The 16,007-nt window shown below is 67.6% G+C and carries 15 protein-coding genes and 1 pseudogene; 6 read left to right on the top strand and 10 right to left on the bottom strand.

All coding sequences use genetic code 11. The features are described 5' to 3' along the window. The first annotated feature begins 395 nt into the window (after window positions 1-395). Entirely contained in the window at window positions 396-1,904 is a 1,509-nt protein-coding gene (gene ilvA / locus CAL19_RS01140) for a threonine ammonia-lyase, biosynthetic (protein ID WP_094795785.1), read from the top strand. 35 nt (window positions 1,905-1,939) lie between these two features. Here the strand turns inward: ilvA and CAL19_RS01135 are convergent, their stop codons facing one another. The 10 genes and pseudogenes from CAL19_RS01135 to purT form a co-directional block, all read right to left on the bottom strand. Then, entirely contained in the window at window positions 1,940-2,269 is a 330-nt protein-coding gene (locus tag CAL19_RS01135) for a DUF4148 domain-containing protein (protein ID WP_094795784.1), read from the bottom strand. Beyond that, window positions 2,270-2,359: pseudogene (locus CAL19_RS19920) on the bottom strand (hypothetical protein); the annotation flags it as partial. Then, window positions 2,335-2,883, bottom strand: a complete 549-nt coding sequence (locus CAL19_RS01130; protein ID WP_026639455.1) for an adenine phosphoribosyltransferase — start codon at window positions 2,881-2,883, stop codon at window positions 2,335-2,337. The gene CAL19_RS01130 and the pseudogene CAL19_RS19920, both read right to left, overlap by 25 nt. Before the next feature lie 52 nt (window positions 2,884-2,935). Next, window positions 2,936-4,618, bottom strand: coding sequence for a thiol reductant ABC exporter subunit CydC (gene cydC, locus CAL19_RS01125; RefSeq protein ID WP_094795783.1), 1,683 nt, complete (start codon window positions 4,616-4,618; stop codon window positions 2,936-2,938). Further along, a complete protein-coding gene (locus CAL19_RS19775) occupies window positions 4,615-6,954 on the bottom strand; it encodes an ABC transporter ATP-binding protein/permease (RefSeq protein ID WP_249276234.1) in 2,340 nt (779 codons plus the stop codon). Before CAL19_RS19775 ends, cydC begins: the two co-directional genes overlap by 4 nt. Next, the gene (cydX, locus tag CAL19_RS01110; protein ID WP_094795782.1) at window positions 6,951-7,073 is read right to left on the bottom strand and encodes a cytochrome bd-I oxidase subunit CydX; all 123 of its coding nucleotides are present in this window, start codon (window positions 7,071-7,073) and stop codon (window positions 6,951-6,953) included. The genes CAL19_RS19775 and cydX overlap by 4 nt, the downstream gene beginning before the upstream one ends. A 12-nt stretch (window positions 7,074-7,085) precedes the next feature. After that, the gene (cydB, locus tag CAL19_RS01105) at window positions 7,086-8,240 is read right to left on the bottom strand and encodes a cytochrome d ubiquinol oxidase subunit II (RefSeq protein WP_026640785.1); all 1,155 of its coding nucleotides are present in this window, start codon (window positions 8,238-8,240) and stop codon (window positions 7,086-7,088) included. 15 nt (window positions 8,241-8,255) lie between these two features. Then, window positions 8,256-9,830: a cytochrome ubiquinol oxidase subunit I gene (locus tag CAL19_RS01100; protein ID WP_094795781.1), complete on the bottom strand. Its 1,575-nt coding sequence runs from the start codon at window positions 9,828-9,830 to the stop codon at window positions 8,256-8,258. 140 nt (window positions 9,831-9,970) lie between these two features. Further along, entirely contained in the window at window positions 9,971-10,516 is a 546-nt protein-coding gene (locus CAL19_RS01095) for a GbsR/MarR family transcriptional regulator (protein WP_026640787.1), read from the bottom strand. A 457-nt stretch (window positions 10,517-10,973) separates the two neighbouring features. After that, window positions 10,974-12,188, bottom strand: coding sequence for a formate-dependent phosphoribosylglycinamide formyltransferase (gene purT / locus CAL19_RS01090; RefSeq protein ID WP_094795780.1), 1,215 nt, complete (start codon window positions 12,186-12,188; stop codon window positions 10,974-10,976). A gap of 100 nt (window positions 12,189-12,288) precedes the next feature. On the opposite strand from purT, the gene CAL19_RS01085 reads away from it, so the two are divergent. The 5 genes from CAL19_RS01085 to lptB are packed head-to-tail and all read left to right on the top strand — an operon-like array spanning window position 12,289 to window position 15,949. Continuing rightward, entirely contained in the window at window positions 12,289-13,278 is a 990-nt protein-coding gene (locus tag CAL19_RS01085; protein WP_094795779.1) for a KpsF/GutQ family sugar-phosphate isomerase, read from the top strand. Continuing rightward, window positions 13,275-13,886, top strand: a complete 612-nt coding sequence (locus CAL19_RS01080; protein ID WP_026640790.1) for a KdsC family phosphatase — start codon at window positions 13,275-13,277, stop codon at window positions 13,884-13,886. Before CAL19_RS01085 ends, CAL19_RS01080 begins: the two co-directional genes overlap by 4 nt. A gap of 10 nt (window positions 13,887-13,896) precedes the next feature. Beyond that, the gene (gene lptC / locus CAL19_RS01075) at window positions 13,897-14,514 is read left to right on the top strand and encodes an LPS export ABC transporter periplasmic protein LptC (RefSeq protein WP_026640791.1); all 618 of its coding nucleotides are present in this window, start codon (window positions 13,897-13,899) and stop codon (window positions 14,512-14,514) included. Next, complete coding sequence (gene lptA / locus CAL19_RS01070) at window positions 14,511-15,128, top strand: lipopolysaccharide transport periplasmic protein LptA (protein WP_094795778.1); 618 nt, start codon at window positions 14,511-14,513, stop codon at window positions 15,126-15,128. The genes lptC and lptA overlap by 4 nt, the downstream gene beginning before the upstream one ends. A gap of 32 nt (window positions 15,129-15,160) precedes the next feature. Continuing rightward, the gene (gene lptB, locus CAL19_RS01065) at window positions 15,161-15,949 is read left to right on the top strand and encodes an LPS export ABC transporter ATP-binding protein (RefSeq protein WP_026640793.1); all 789 of its coding nucleotides are present in this window, start codon (window positions 15,161-15,163) and stop codon (window positions 15,947-15,949) included. The last annotated feature ends 58 nt before the right edge of the window (window positions 15,950-16,007 follow it).

Below are 16,007 nucleotides of genomic sequence, written 5' to 3'. Positions count from 1 at the left end.
TGCGCTCCCGGTGTCTGACACCGACGAATTTTCTCGGCTCAGACATCCACCAATGCCCTCGGTGTCTGACACCTCGCATCAAGCAAGCGCCTATCGCACTCCAGGTGTCAGACACCGACCAATTTTCTCGGGTCAGGCATCAACCCATGCCCTCGGTGTCTGACACCACCCCGCATATACAAATCCCCGACACAATCCTTGCCCGAATGGCCCGCCCGCGCCGCGCAGGGCGGCGCGGGCGGGCCGGGCGCACAGGGCGCCCGACGGCACCGTGAAGCCGGGCTTCGCGCCCCCTCCCCCCGCGACGTCATCAGAAGGAACACCTCCTCCCCAAATGCCGCATGCAATAATCCCCCCACCGCTTCAACCTTCCTACACGCGGCCCCAAAGCCACTATGTCCGCCGATTATCTAAAACGCATCCTGACCTCGAAGGTCTATGACGTCGCCGTCGAATCCCCGCTAGACCCCGCTCCCCTGCTGTCCCAGCGAATTTCGAACACGGTGCTGCTCAAGCGTGAAGATACCCAGGCGGTTTTCAGCTTCAAGCTGCGCGGGGCGTACAACAAAATGGCCAACCTGCCACCCGCGGCGCGCAACCGGGGCGTCATCGCCGCCTCGGCGGGTAACCATGCGCAGGGGGTCGCGCTGGCTGCATCGCGGCTGGGCTGCCGGGCCGTCATCGTCATGCCCACCACCAGCCCGCAAGTCAAGATAGACGCGGTGCGGCGCCTGGGCGGCGAAGTCGTGCTGGCCGGCGAGAGCTTCACGGATGCCTACGAGCACGCCCAGACGCTCGAGAAGAAAGAAAAGCTTACCTTCGTGCACCCTTTCGACGACCCTGACGTCATCGCCGGGCAGGGTACGGTGGGCATGGAGATCCTGCGCCAGCATCCCGGCCCCATCGATGCCATTTTCGTGGCCATCGGCGGCGGCGGGCTGGTGTCGGGTATCGCCGCCTACGTCAAGCAGCTGCGCCCCGAGATCAAGATCATCGGCGTGCAGACCGATGACTCCGACGCCATGCTGCGCAGCGTGCGCGCGGGGCGCCGCGTGCAGCTCAACGATGTGGGCCTGTTCTCCGATGGCACCGCCGTGAAGATGGTCGGCGCCGAAACGTTCCGCCTGACCCGCCAGTATGTCGACGATTTCGTGGTGGTCGACACCGACGCCATCTGCGCGGCCATCAAAGACGTATTCCAGGATACCCGCAGCGTGCTCGAGCCCGCCGGCGCCATGGCGGTGGCCGCCGCCAAGCAATATGCCGCCACGCACAAGCTCAAGGGCGCCACTCTTGTTGCCATCGCCTGCGGCGCCAACATGAACTTCGACCGCCTGCGCTTCGTGGCCGAACGCGCCGAAGTGGGCGAAATGCGCGAAGCGGTTTTCGCAGTCAGCATGCCCGAACAGCGAGGCAGCTTCCGGCGCTTCTGCGAACTGGTGGGGCACCGCAGCGTGACGGAGTTCAACTACCGCATTTCCGACCCCGCGCGCGCCCACGTATTCGTGGGCCTGCAGGTTGCCTCGCCATCCGAGTCGGACAAGATCGCCGCAAACTTCCGTCGCCACGGCTTCGACACGCTGGACCTCACCCACGATGAAATGGCCAAGACTCACTTGCGCCATATGGTGGGCGGCCGGTCCTCGCTCGCCAGCAACGAGCTGCTGTATCGCTTCGAATTTCCCGAACGCCCGGGCGCACTGATGCGCTTTCTAAGCGCCATGAACCCCGACTGGAACATCAGCCTGTTCCATTACCGTAATCAGGGCGCCGACTACGGCCAGATCCTGATCGGCATCCAGGTGCCGCCCTCCGACAAGAAGCAATTCAAGAGCTTCGTGGCCGAGCTGGGCTACCCGCACTGGAACGAAACCGACAATCCGGCCTACCGGCTGTTCTTGTAGCGGCGACGCCGGCCAATGGCGGCGAACAAGACCAACTAGCGGCCGTCGGGCGGATAATCCAGTTCGCCGAAGCCGACTTCGCCGGCCTCTTTGGCGGCGGCAAGCTCGGCGCGCACCTGGGCGCGCGTCTTGCCCGCGGCTACGGGCGGCTCGGGGGGATAGTCCAGCTCGCCGAAAGACAGCTCGCCCGAGGCCCGCGCCTGCGCAAGTTCGGCGCGCACCTCAGAACGGGTCTTGTGCGAACCGGCCGGCGCGACGGGCGGCGGATAATCCAGCTCGCCAAACGAGACCTCACCGGCCCGCTTGGCCGCGGCCAGTTCGTCGCGCACCTGGGCGCGCGTTTTACGAGGAATTTCTTCGGACATAGCGTCAGCAAAGAGGCTTGCGTAACGGTTGCGGGCGCATCCGGCCTGTACGGCGGCGCCGGTCGTCAGGCGGCGCCATCGAAGCTGCACACCGTGAACAGCGGCGTGCCGGTGGCGGCAACCTTGCCCGAACCGCCCAGCTCGGGCAGGTCGATAATGGCGGCGGCCTCGACCACATTGGCCCCCAGGCGCTGCAACAGCTTGATGGCCGCCAGCATGGTGCCGCCAGTGGCGATCAGGTCGTCGACCAGCAAGACGCGCTGGCCGGTGCGCACCGCGTCGGTATGCATCTCGACCGTGGAATTGCCGTATTCAAGGCTATAGGACTCGGCCACCGTGCGATAAGGCAGCTTGCCCTCTTTGCGCACCGGCACGAAACCCAGGTTCAGCTCGTAGGCCAGCACACTGCCCACGATAAAGCCGCGCGCGTCCACGCCAGCCACCAGGTCCAGCCTTTGCCGCATATAACGGTAGACGAACAGGTCGATAAGCACGCGGAAGGTGCGCGGGTCTTGTAGCAGTGGCGTGATATCGCGGAACACGACCCCGGGGCGGGGCCAGTCGGGAACGCTGCGGATAGTGCGCCGGATGAGTTCGGCAGTATCAGTCTGCATGGGAACGCCCCGGAAAAGTGAAGCAAGGCGAACTATAACCGTGCCGCCGGGCTTAGGCCAGCGCGACGGCCGCCAGGCGGCCGCCACGCAACGCCAGGCATCGGTGCACCGTACCCGGCGGCAGCGCCGCGTGGGTCACGAGCAGCACGGTACGCCCCTGCGCGGCGCGACCCAGATCGCGGAAGAATGCCTCCTGCGCGGTGGCGTCCAGGCCGGCGGTGGGTTCATCCAGCACCAGCACAGGCGCGGGGGCCAGCAGCGCGCGCGCCAGGCACAGGCGGCGCGCCTGGCCCGCCGACAGGGTGGCGCCCGTTTCCCCGACCCAGCTGTCCAGCCCGCCGGGCAGGGCCCGCACAAAGTTCGCCAGGCCGGCGGCGTCCAGCGCTGCCCAGAGCGCGGCATCGCTCGCGTCGGGCGCGCCGATCAGCAGATTGGTGCGCACAGTGCCCAGGAACACCGGCGCATCCTGCGCCAGCCAGGCCACGCGGCGATGCCAGTCGGCCTGGGCCGCCCGGCGCAGGTCTACGCCGCCGTAGCGCACGCTGCCCGCCTGCGGATCTTCCAGGCGCAGCAGCACATGCAGCAACGTGGATTTGCCGCCGCCGCTGGGCCCGACAATGGCCACGCGCTCGCCGGGCTCGATACGCAGACTCACACCGTCGAGCACGGGCAGTCCGGGCAGCCCCGCCGGGCCCGGATAGGCATAGCGCACGGCGTCGAACTCGATGGCGCCCCGATCGGGCAGGGCCTGCGGTTCCTGCGGATCTTCCCGCGCGGGCCGCTGTGCGGTAATCGCATGAATGCGCTGCGCGGCGGCCACGGATCCGCCCAACCGGGCAGCCCCCCGCATCAGCGGACCAAGCACTTCGAACAGCCCGATGGCGGCCAGCACCAGCCCGGCCAGCACGGGGCCGGCCAGCCTTTGCTCGGCCTGGGCCGCCAGGCCGAACCACAGCACGGCCAGCATCCCGGCGCCCGACAGCACTTGCAGCGCCCACAGGCCGCCCGCGGCCACCCGCACCTGCGCCCAGCGCGCGCCGGCTGCTTGCTCGCAGTGCCGCGCATAAGCGCCGCGCACCTGAGCCGCGGCATGCCATGCGACCACGTCGGCATGGCCTTCCACCACGTCCAGCGTCGCGGCGCGCAACTGCGCATGACGCTCCTGGATGTCGCGCCCGGCCTGCCGGCCCGCCCACGCCTGCCAGGCCGGCACCGCCAGGCAGGCGGCAAGCATGGCAGCGGCCAGGATCCACGCGCCTTCAGGGGTCCAGCGCCCCACCACCGCCGCAAGCAGGGCGGCCGCCAGCGCCGCCGTCGTCAACGGCGCCAGCACGTTCAGGAACACAGTATCCAGGGCGTCGACGTCGCCCGTCAGGCGCGCCACCAGATCGCCGCCCCGATAGCGGCTCAGTTGCCGCGGCGTAAGTGCGACCAACGCGTCGAACACGCTGGCGCGCAGGTCGGTCAGCAGGCGCAGCGTGGCGGCGTGCCCCACCAGCCGCTCGGCATAGCGCGATGCGATCCGCACGAACGACAGCAGCCGCACCAGCGCCGACGGCACGAACAGGTTGAAAACGGTGCCGGCGCCGGCCAGGGCCGCGGCGCTCAGGAACCACCCGGACACGCCCAGCAAGCCCACGCCTGCCGCGATCGTCACCAGCGCCAACACCAGCGCCGCGGCCAGGCCGACGACGCGCCGGCGATACAGGGGCAGCAGCAGCCATAGTGTTTTCATGCCGGCTCCAGCCTGCCGTGCGCCAGGCGCAGCATTCGGGGCAGCCGGCGGGCCACCGCCGGCGCGTGCGTGGCCAGCACAAGGGTGCGCCCCTGCGCAAAGGCCAGGACTTCATCCATGACGCGCGCCTGCGCGGCCTCGTCCAGATGCGAGGTGGGCTCGTCCAGCAGAACCAGGCCGGGGTCGCGAAGAAACAGGCGCGCCAGCGCCACGCGCTGCGCCTGCCCGCCCGACAGGCCATGCCCACGGCTTCCCAGGGGAGTATCCAGCCCCAGGGGCATCGCATCGGCAAATTCCAGCACACACGCACGCCGGGCGGCTTCACGCACTTGCGCATCGGTGGCATCGGCCCGGCCCAGCCGGATGTTGTCGGCGATGCTGCCCGCGTACAGGTATGGCCGCTGGCCCACCAACGCCACGCGTTCGCGCAAGGCGGGTTCGTTCCACGCTGCCAGCGGAACGCCGTCGAGAATGACCTGGCCCGCCCCTGCGCGCAGGCGGCACAGGGTCTCGAGCAGCGTCGTCTTGCCCGCCCCGCTGGGCCCCATCAGCGCGACGTGGGCGCCGGGCTCCAAGGCCAGCCGCGCCCCGTCTATGATCGCCCCCGCGCGGCCCGGGGCATAAATCGTCAACGCGTCGGCACACACCGCCGCCCCCGTGGCGGGGGCAGGTGTCCGACGCTCCGGTGACGGTGTCAGACACCCCTGCGAATGCCCTGCCTCGAGCGCCGCTGCGGCAGGGGGTGTCTGACACCCAACAACGGCCGCATCGGTATCCGCTGTCGCACGCTCCTGCAACGGTGTCAGACACCCCTGCGAATGCCCTGCCTCGAGCGCCGCTGCGGCAGAGGGTGTCTGACACCCAACAACGGCCAGCGCATCGGTATCCGGTGCCGCACGCTCCTGCAACGGTGTCAGACACCCCTGCGAACGCCCTGCCTCGAGCGCCGCTGCGGCAGGGGGTGTCTGACACCCAACAACGGCCGCATCGGTATCCGGTGCCGCACGCTCCTGCAACGGTGTCAGACACCCCTGCGAACGCCCTGCCTCGAGCGCCGCTGCGGCAGGGGGTGTCTGACACCCAACAACGGCCAGTGCATCGGTACCCGCTGTCGCATGCTCCTGCGACGGTGTCAGACACCCCTGCGAATGCCCTGCCTCGAGCGCCGCCGCGGCAGGGGGTGTCTGACACCCAACAACGGCCGCATGGGGTGTCTGACACCTCGACGCGCGATCTGGGGTCTGGCGCCCGTGGCCACGCGGGGACGCCGCCGGGTGGCTGTCTTCCGGGTCGCCGTCGGCCGGGTCGGGCAAGCCGTCAAATGCCGCGGCGATCTGGGACACGGCCGCGCGGGCGGCGGCGCGGTCGTGGTAATGCGCGGCGAACTGCCGCAGCGGCGCATACGCTTCCGGGGCCATCAGCAGGCAGAAGAAGCCCACGTGCAATGTCAGCGGCGAACCGCGCACGTCCAGAAAGCCCAGGTAGGTCAGCCCGAAGTACACCGCCATGCCGGCCACGCCCAGCGCCGCGAAGAACTCCAGCACGGCAGACGACAGGAATGCAATGCGCAGCACCGCCATCGTGCGCCGCCGTACGGCATCGCTTGCGGCGGCGACCGAGCGCGCCTCGGCTTCGGCGCGGCCATATAGTTTCAAGGTCGACAGGCCGCGCAGCCTGTCGGCAAAAAAGCCGGACAGGCGCGCGAAGGCCTGCAGGTGGCGACGGCTGGCAGCCTCGGCCCCCCACCCCACCAGCGCCATGAAAAGGGGAATCAAGGGCGCCGTCACCAGCAACAGCAGGCCCGCCACGATATCCAGCGGCAGCAGCACCACGGCAAACGCCACCGGCAGCACGGCCGCGGCCACAGCCGACGGCAAATAGCGCGAGAAAAATCCGTCCAGCGCCTCGACCTGGTCGACGATGGCGCTGGCCAGCTCGCCCGACACCCGCGCGCGCGACCATTGCGGCCCATGCGCCACCAGCCTGTCGAATAACGCCAGCCGCACCCGCTGCTTGATTGCCTCGGCGGCCCGTGCCCCGGCGCGCTCGCCCAGCCATGCCAGCGCCGCGCGCGCCAGAATCAACGCCGCGATCGCGCCGATGGCGGGCGCCAGTTGGGCGCGCAGCGCGCCTTGTGCGATGGCCGCGTCCAGCACCCGCGCCAGCAACCAGGCCTGCGCCACCAGCAAAATGCCCCCCAACAGCGGCGATCCGGCCGCCACGGCCAGGGGCGCGCGCACCCGGCGCGCCTGCGCGGCCAGCCAACGCCCCTGTTCACGCGTGGCCTGGCCGGCCGGCACGGCGGGGTCCGGCACATGGCCGGGCGGGCGGCTCACTTGCCGGGCGGCCTGGCAGGATCGTGCTCGCCGCCTTCGCGCAATTCAAACCACATGGCATTAAGAATGGCAAAGGCGCACGCCAGGCTCAAACCGAGTATCCACGAGAAATACCACATGCGTGCGGGCTCCTAGTAAGAATTGGGCGTGCCGTCGACCGACTCGGCGCTGACCTTGCCGCGCATCACGCGATATACCCAGGCGGTGTACATCGTGATGATGGGCATGAAAAACGCCGTGGCCAGCAACATGATCCATAGCGTCAGGCGGCTGGACGATGCGTCCCACACCGTAAGCCCGAAGCGCGGGTCGGCCGACGAAGGCATCAGGAACGGAAACAGCGCCAGCCCCACTGTCAGGATCACGCCACTGACCGCCAATGACGAAATGATGAACATCAGGCCGTCGCGGCAGCGCCCCAGCAGCGCCGCCACCAGCAGAGCGCCGCCCACGCCCAGAGCGGGCGCCACCCAGGCCAGCGGCCACTTGCCGAAGTTGGCCAGCCAGCCGCCGGGCTGCAGCGCCACGGTCTTGCTCGCCGGGTCGGACGGCGCCAGCGTATTGGGGATGCTGGTAATGATGTGCCCGTCAATGCCGTATGCCACCCAGAAGCCCCCCGCGACGAACAGCGCCGCCGTCGCCAGCGCCGCCAGGCGGCCGGCGCGTCGCGCGCGTTGCGCAACCACGCCGTCGGTGCGCCATACGAGCTGCACCGCGCCGTGCATGACCAGCATGGCCACGCTCAACACCCCCGCCAGCAGGGCAAAGGGGCTGAACAGCTGGTAGAAATGGCCGTAATACTGTGGGCGCAGCATGTTCGCGTCAAAGCCGAAAGGCACGCCCACGATCAGGTTGCCCATGGCCACCCCGAACACCAGCGACGTCAGCACACCCGACGCGCACAGCACGCGGTCCCATGTGCTGCGCCAGCGGGTGCCCTCCATCTTGCTGCGGTACTTGAAGCCCACCGGCCGCACGATCAGGGCAACCAGCACCAGCATCATGGCCATGTAAAAGCCCGAAAACGACGAGGCATACAGCAGCGGCCACGCCGCGAAAATGGCCCCGCCCCCGGTGATCAGCCAGACCTGGTTGCCTTCCCACACCGGCCCCACGACGTTGATGACCACGCGCCGCTCTATGTCGGTACGGGCCACCACCGGCAGCAATGCGGCGATGCCCAGGTCGAAGCCGTCCATCACCGCAAACCCGATCAGCAGCACGCCCAGCAGCGCCCACCAGATCACTCTCAAGGCGGCATAGTCAAAAGGAATCAGACTTTCCATTTGCGCGCTCCGTTATCAATATGCGTCGACAGCGGCGGAAACCGGATCGGCCTGCGCCGGACGCGGCGGCTGATCCGACTTGGGCCCGGCCTTGATGGCATGCAGCATCACCTTCACGCCGATCACCAGCAGCACGGTGTACAGCGACACGAAGATGCTCAGGCTGATCACCAGGTCGCTTACCGTCAGGCCCGAAGCGGCGTAGTAAGTGGGCAGCACGCCTTCGATCACCCACGGCTGGCGTCCGTACTCGGCCACGAACCAGCCGGCTTCAATGGCCACCCAGGGCAGCGGCAGGCTCCACAGGGCCACTTTCAGCAGGCCAGGGCGGCGGTCCAGTTGCCCGCGCGACGCCAGCCAGAACGCCACCGCGAAGAACAGGATCAGGTACATGCCCACCGCCACCATGATGCGGAACGCCCAGAACAGCGGCGCCACATGCGGAACCGTATCCTGCGCGGCCCGTGCAATGTCTGCGTCGGTGACCTTGCTCAGGTCGGGCTGGTGGCGCTTGACCAGCAACGCATAGCCCAGCTCGGGCCAGGTGCGGTCCAGCGTCATCCGCGCCTCGGTATCGTCGGGGTTGGCGCGTATGCGCTGCATGGCCTCGTAGGCCACCAGGCCTTCGCGGATGCGTACCTCGGCGCGCCGCACCAGGTCGTCGATGCCCAGCATCGGCGTGGTCAGCGACCGCGTGCCGATGATGCCCATCACCCAGGGAATCTCGATGGCGTAGTCGTTCTTGCGCTCTGCCTGGTTGGGAATGGCAAACAGGTTGAAGCTGGCCGGCGCGGGCTCCGTGTGCCACATGGCCTCGATCGCGGCGATCTTCATTTTCTGGTGCTCGGTGGTCAGGTAGCCGCTTTCGTCGCCCAGCACCACGACCGACAGCGCGGACGCCAGGCCGAAGCTGGCGGCCACGGCCATCGAACGCTTGGCCAGGTCGACATGGCGACGCCGCAGCAGATACCACGCGCTGATCGACATCACGAACATCGCGCCCGCGACATAACCCGCACTGACGGTATGCACGAACTTGGCCTGGGCCACGGGGTTCAGCAGCACCGCGACAAAGTCGGTCATTTCCATGCGCATGGTGTCGGGGTTGAATACCGCGCCCACCGGGTTCTGCATCCAGCCGTTGGCAATCAGGATCCACAAGGCCGAGAAGTTGGTGCCGAAGGCAACCAGCCAGGTCACCACCAGGTGGCCCACCCTGGACAGGCGGTCCCAGCCGAAGAAAAACAGCCCGACGAAGGTCGCTTCCAGGAAGAACGCCATCAGGCCTTCGAGCGCCAGCGGCGCGCCGAACACGTCGCCCACATAGTGGCTGTAGTACGACCAGTTCATGCCGAACTGGAACTCCATGACCACACCGGTGGCCACGCCCAGCGCGAAGTTGATGCCGAACAGCGTGCCCCAGAACATTGTCATGCGGCGCCAGATGTCGCGTCCGGTCATGACATACACGCTTTCCATGATGGCCAGGATGAACGACAGCCCCAGCGTCAGCGGAACGAAGATGAAGTGATACATCGCTGTCGCGGCGAACTGCAGGCGCGACAGGTTGACGACGTCGATATCGAACATAATCGCCTTCCTAGCAAGCCGCGGCAAGCCGCGATATCGCCCTGGCGCCGATGGGGCGGCGGGCGGCCCGGTACAACCATATGCGCGCCAGGCGCGCTTCCGACAGACCCATACGACACATCCTTCGTGATGCCGCGATGTCAGTCCCGGCCTCGCAGCTTGCCGGCAAACCCCAGAACCTTCTGCACCTTGGTGCCCATTTTCATCAGGCTTTGTAGCGTTTCGGGGGGAAGGTCATGCACCTCGTCGAACCAGCCGGTGCATAACTCGATCAACTCGAGCATCTCGCGCATGCGCTGATGAGCATACGCCTCGGATTCGCCGCGCGGCGGGTCCAGCAGCGTGTCGCGCAATAGTGTCAGTGTGGGGTCGACTTCGCGTTTGCGCTTTTCTTCCATCAGGATGCGGAAGATCTCCCAGACGTCTTGCGGGGTCTCGAAGTAATCGCGGCGGTCGCCTACCTGATGCACCAGCTTCACCAGGCGCCATGACTGCAGCTCTTTGAGCCCCATGCTGACGTTCGAACGCGAAAACCCCAGGGCTTCGGCGATATCGTCGGCATTGAGCGGCTGCGGCGCCAGGAACAGCAAGGCGTACATCTGCCCCACCGTGCGATTGACGCCCCACCGGCTGCCCATTTCGCCGAAATGCAGCACGAAACGTTCGGTCCGAGGCGTGAGTGGCATGTTTTGTTACGCGAATTTCAGAAATTTCTGAAATTATCGTATTAACCAAAGTCAAAAGCAAGCCACAAAAATGCCGCCTGGAAGGCGGCGATATCTACACCAGGATAAGAGTCAGCGGTGCGGTGTCTGACACCCTTCGGGAGTCAGACACCCGGGCGCGGACGGCCTGGCGCAGACCAGATCGGCGCTGGACGGTGCGGTGTCTGACACCCTTCGGGAGTCAGACACCCTGGCGTCGACGGCCTGACGCAGACCAGATCGGCGCTGAACGGTGCGGTGTCTGACACCCTTCGGGAGTCAGACACCCTGGCGTCGACGGCCTGGCGCAGACCAGACCGGCGCTGGACGGCTCGGTGTCTGACTCCCGAAGGGTGTCAGACACCTTCGCATCGACGGCAAGAAGCAACGCAGCCGGGGCCGCGCGCCACTGCCTGCAGGCGCGCCCGCAGGTGATCTGTCAGGCCTTGACGGCCACCTTGCCGGATACGCGCTTGGCCTTGGCGCGGGCGGCCTGGGCGTCGGTGTCGGTGGCCAGGGCCACGCCCATGCGGCGCTTGGCGAACGATTCGGGCTTGCCGAACAGCCGGATATCGGTACCCTGTTCGGCCAGGGCGTCGGCCACGTGGTGAAACGATACGCCGCGAGCCTCCAGGCCGCCGTAGATGACGCTGCTGGCGCCGGGCTGGCGCAGCGAGGTATCGACCGGCAGGCCCAGCAAGGCGCGGGCATGCAGCTCGAACTCGCTCTGGGCCTGGGTGATCATGGTGACCATGCCGGTGTCGTGCGGGCGCGGGCTTACTTCCGAAAACCACACCTGGTCGCCGGCGACGAACAGCTCCACGCCGAACACGCCCATGCCGCCCAGTTCACCCGTGACCGCGCGGGCAATTTCCTGCGCGCGCTGCAACGCCACGGGGCTCATGGGGTGCGGCTGCCAGCTTTCGATGTAGTCGCCATCGGCCTGCAGATGGCCGATGGGTTCGCAGAAATGCGTCTGGATGCTGCCGTCGGCCGCGCGCGCCCGCACCGTGAGCAGGGTGATTTCGTAATCGAACCGGATGAAGCCCTCGACGATGACGCGCCCCGCCCCCACGCGGCCGCCCTCTTGCGAATACTGCCAGGCCGCGGCGATGTCGTCGGGGCCATGGATGACCGACTGGCCCTTGCCCGACGACGACATGACGGGCTTTACCACGCAAGGGTAGCCGATGCCTTCGTCGATGGCGCGGCGCAGCTCGGACTCGGCGTCCACGAACCGATAAGGCGACACCGGCAGGCCCAGGGTTTCGGCGGCCAGCCGGCGGATGCCTTCGCGGTTCATGGTCAAGTGCGCGGCGCGGGCCGTGGGCGTGACACGGGCGGTTCCGGCGGCTTCGATCTCGGCCAGCACCTGGGTGGCGATGGCCTCGATCTCGGGCACGATTACGTGGGGGCGCTCTTGCTCGATGACGCGCCGCAGGGCGTCCGGGTCGGTCATGGACACGACATGGGCCCTGTGCGCAACCTGGTGGGCCGGCGCGTCGGCATAGCGGTCGACCGCCACCACTTCGACGCCGAGCCGCTGCAGGGCGATGGTGACTTCCTTGCCAAGCTCGCCGGCTCCCAGCAACATGACGCGAACGGCGGAGCCGGACAGGGGCGTGCCCAGCACGGGCGCGGGAATGGAAGACATGACGCGAGCCTGGTAGAGAGTTGAAACGGAAAATTGCGGCGCCAGCATGCCACACACCCAGTAAGGCGGCAACCAGCCATACTGAGATTAAAATCCGCCCATGACCGACCATCCCACCCCCTCTGGCGGCACGGCGATCGATTCCGCGCGCCGCACGCTGCGCATCGAAGCCCAGGCCATCGCCGATCTTTCCGCGCGGCTGGACGACAACTTCACGCGCGTGGTCGACATGCTGCTGGCCTGTCGAGGCCGGGTCGTTGTCAGCGGCATCGGCAAGACGGGCCACATCGCCCGCAAGATCGCCGCCACCTTTGCCTCGACCGGCACGCCGGCTTTCTTCGTGCATGCCGCCGAAGCCATCCATGGCGACCTGGGCATGATCACCCGCGACGATGTCCTCATCGCGGTGTCGCATTCCGGCTCGGGCCAGGAACTGCTGACCATCCTGCCCGTGGCCCGCAGAATGGGGGCCGGCCTGGTCGCCATCACCGGCAACCCGGCGTCCGAGCTGGCGCGCCTGGCCGACCTGCACCTGGACACCAGCGTGGCGCAGGAAGCCTGCCCGCTGAACCTGGCGCCCACCGCCAGCACCACCACCGCGATGGCCCTCGGCGACGCGCTGGCGGTGGCCTGCCTGGAAGCGCGCGGCTTCGGCCCCGAAGACTTCGCCCGTTCGCATCCGGGCGGAACCCTGGGCCGCCGCCTGCTCACTCACGTGCGCGACGTCATGCGCCAGGGGGCCGCGCTGCCCACGGTGGCCGAATCCGCGGCGCTGTTCACGGCGCTTGAAGAAATGTCCGCCAAGGGCATGGGCATGACCATCGTGCTCGACGCGGCCGGCAAGCCCACCGGCATCTTCACCGACGGCGACCTGCGCCGCCTGATCGAACGCCATGGCGATATTCGCAACCTTACGGTGGCGCAAGGCATGACCCGCATGCCCCGCAGCATAGGTCCCGACGCGCTGGCGGTGGATGCCGCCCGCCAGATGGACGAACAGCGCCTGAACCAGATGCTGGTGCTGGATACCGACGGCGCCCTGCTGGGCGCCCTGCACATGCACGACCTGATGGCCGCTAAAGTAGTATGACCATGACACCACCTCACAATCTCTCTCCCCACCCGGCCGAAGCGCTGGTCCTGGCCCGCATTTCGCCGGCCGTGCGCGAGCGCGCCGCCGCCGTTCGCCTGATGGTGTTCGACGTCGATGGCGTGCTCACCGACGGCAGCCTGTATTACGGCGAAAGCGGCGAACTGTTCAAGCGTTTCCATGCGCACGACGGCCATGGGCTGCGCCTGCTGCTCGAGGGCGGGCTGAAAGTCGCCCTGGTCACGGGCCGGTCGGGCCCCATCGTCGACCGCCGTGCCGCCGAACTGGGCATTGCCGAGGTCCTGCAGGGGGTGCGCGACAAGGGCGCAGCGCTGGCGGAACTTGCCCAGCGCCATGGGGTCGAACTGAACCAGACCGGCTTCATGGGCGATGACATCATCGACCTGCCGGCCCTGCAACGCGCCGGATTCGCCGCCAGCGTGGCCAATGCGCCGGGCTATATTGCGCAGGCAGCCCACTGGGTGGCCTCGCAGCCTGGCGGCAGCGGCGCCGTGCGCGAATGCTGCGACCTGCTGCTGGCCTCGCAAGGCCGCCTGGGCGCCTTCATGACGGCGCCCGGCCTGCTCGGCCCCGGCGCCATCCAATAACGCCTCAGGCATGAAAGAACGCTTCCCGGCCCTGATCGCCCTGGTACTGCTGATCGCCATCGTGGTCGGCACGTGGTGGGCGGCCGACTACGCCCAGCGCGCCATTCCTATCGATCCGCCGCGCAGGCTGACCCACGAAATGGACTCATGGGCGCGCGATTTCGTCATGCTGCGCACCGACGCCACCGGCAAGCCCGTCAACCGGCTGGAAGGCACCTATGCCGAACACTTCCCCGACGACGATTCCTATCACGTCACGGCCCCCCGCGCCGTCGGCCAGCAAGAAAACAACCCCATTACGGTGGCCACGTCCGATACCGCCATCATGGAGCGCGGCGGCGTGCGCATCGTCATGAACGGCAACGCCCATGTGCATCGCCGGGCCGACGCCAACAACGACGCGCTCGACGTGCGCAGCAAGCAGCTCATCATCCTGCCCGACGAAGACGTCATCTATACCGACCTGCCGGCCGTCGTGGTCAAGGGAAATTCCCGCATGAGCGGCACCGGCATGCGGTACAACAACGCTACCCGGCAGCTCCAGGTGTCGGCTTCCACCGACGTCGAGATCGCCGGCTCCGATACCCGCACGCGCCCCTCGGGCGAATCAACCCAGGCCTCGCCATGATGCACTCACTGATTTCCCCGATGCGTTCCTTCGCCGCCAGGGCCTTGTCCGCTTGCCTGTTGCTGGGCGCGGCGGCCGCGCATGCGCAGCAGGCGGCGCCGGCCGAAGAACCCAGCACGCTGATCCTGTCCGATACGCTGCACTACGACGACATCAAGCGCCAGAGCATTTTCACCGGCAATGTCGTGCTCACCCGCGGGCTGATGAAGCTTACGGCCGACCGGCTCGAAGCCCACGAAGACGCGGCGGGCAACCAGTTCGGCACCGCCACCGCCAACAAAGGCAATATCGTGACCATCCGGCAGGAACGGCCCGAAAGCTTCGAAGTCATCGAGGGCACGGGCCTGCGCGCCGAGTACAACAGCACCAAGGGCGAATTCGACCTCATCGGCCAGGCCATCGTCACGCGCTTCATCTGCGGCAAGCCGTTTGACACCATCCGCGGCGAACGTGTCCGCTACAACGAAAAAACCGGGGTGTACCAGGCCCAGGGCGGGCCAAACTCATCGGCGCCGGGCGGCCGCGTGCGCTCGCTGGCTCCCCCGCGCGCCAAGGCCGACGCCGCCATCGCCGAATGCCGCGCAAAGCGCGGCTCGGCCGCCAAGCAGGGCTGAAAGGCCCACCCGCCGTTCTTCTTCGCATACTCATGACCCAGACTCCCCCGCCCAACTTGTCATCAGCCTCCGGCGTCAAGCAGGGCAGCCTGCGCGCAACGGGCCTGCGCAAGATCTACAACGGCCGCACCGTGGTGCAGGACGTCTCGCTGTCGGTCAACAGCGGTGAAGTCGTCGGCCTGCTCGGCCCCAACGGCGCGGGCAAGACCACCAGCTTCTACATGATTGTCGGCCTGGTGCCCGCCGATGCCGGCCGCATCGAAATCGACGATGCGCCCATCACTGCGATGCCCATCCACAAGCGCGCGCGCATGGGCTTGTCGTACCTGCCGCAGGACGCGTCCGTGTTCCGGCGCCTGAGCGTCGAACAGAACATCCGCGCCGTGCTCGAATTGCAAGTCGGCGCCGACGGCCGCGGCCTTACCGACGGGCAGATCAAAGAGCAGCTCGAAAACCTGCTCGACGAATTGCAGATCGGCCACATCCGCGGCAACGCCGCCATCTCGCTGTCGGGCGGCGAGCGGCGCCGCGTCGAAATCGCTCGCGCGCTGGCCACGCGGCCGCGCTTCATCCTGCTCGACGAGCCCTTCGCGGGCGTCGATCCCATCGCCGTCATCGAAATCCAGCGCATCGTGCGTTTTCTGAAGGGCCGCGGCATCGGTGTGCTGATCACCGACCACAATGTGCGCGAAACCCTGGGCATCTGCGATCGCGCCTACATCATCAGCGAAGGCAAGGTGCTTACCGACGGGCAGCCCGACGAAATCGTCGGCGATCCGGCCGTGCGCCGCGTCTACCTGGGCGAACACTTCCGTATGTAACAAAACCTGGGGGCAACCCCTGTACGGCCCCTGCGGGGCCGCGCGCCCGCTTGCCCGG

The sequence above is a fragment of the Bordetella genomosp. 7 genome (genome assembly GCF_002261265.1).
Classification (GTDB): Bacteria; Pseudomonadota; Gammaproteobacteria; order Burkholderiales; family Burkholderiaceae_B; genus Bordetella_A.
The sequence above is the reverse complement of the archived record's forward strand: the minus strand, read 5'-3'. Positions and strand labels throughout refer to the sequence as shown.